At 73.0% G+C, this 820-nt stretch carries 1 rRNA gene and 1 pseudogene; both read right to left on the bottom strand.

The annotated features are described in order from the left end of the window. Positions 1-571, bottom strand: a pseudogene (locus tag ACZ462_RS14065) (DEAD/DEAH box helicase); the annotation flags it as partial. A gap of 156 nt (positions 572-727) precedes the next feature. Continuing rightward, positions 728-820, bottom strand: a 5S ribosomal RNA gene (gene rrf / locus ACZ462_RS14070); the annotation flags it as partial.

The following is an 820-nucleotide window of genomic DNA, read 5'->3' on the forward strand; positions in this document are numbered from 1 at the left end:
CGCCGCGGTCGTCGTCCCGGCGGAACGACGGACGGTCGTCCTCACGGCGCGGGTACGACGGACGGTCGCCCCGGTCGTCGCGGCGGAAGGGCGGGCGGTCGCCACCGCGGTCGTCACGGCGCGGGTACGACGGGCGGTCGCCGCGGTCGTCGCGACGGAACCCGCCGCGGTCGTCGTCCCGGCGCGGGTAGGAGGGACGCTCGCCGCGGTCGTCACGGCGGAAGGAGGGACGGTCGTCGCGGCGCCCGTAGGAGGGGCGGTCGCCGCCGCGGTCGTCGCGGCGGGGGTACGACGGGCGGTCTCCGCGGTCGTCCCGGCGGAACCCGCCGCGGTCGTCGTCGCGCCGGCCGTAGGAGGGACGGTCACCACCGCGGTCATCGCGGCGGAAGGACGGACGGTCCCCGCCGCGGTCGTCACGGCGGAAGCCACCGCGGTCACCGCCGTGGGAGCGGCCGCCGCGGTCGTCGCGGCGGAAGCCGCCCCGGTCACCGCCACGGTCGTCACGGCCCCCGCGGTAGCCGCCCCTGTCACCGCCGTCGTTGCGACGAGGCTCGCGCTCCGGACGATCGTCGGGAGAGTTGGACATGGGTGTGACTCCTGTCTTCGGGGTACCGCTAGTCATTCTCGCGCAACCTACCCCCGGCCGCGCTTCGACGTATTGAACAGAAAAACAAAAAGGGCCCGTGGTCCAGCGTTGAACGCTGGACCACGGGCCCTTTGAAAGATTGTTCGGCGGCGTCCTACTCTCCCACAGGGTCCCCCCTGCAGTACCATCGGCGCTGAAAGGCTTAGCTTCCGGGTTCGGAATGTAACCGGGCGT

It is taken from the genome of Streptomyces sp. NPDC031121, assembly GCF_055570615.1.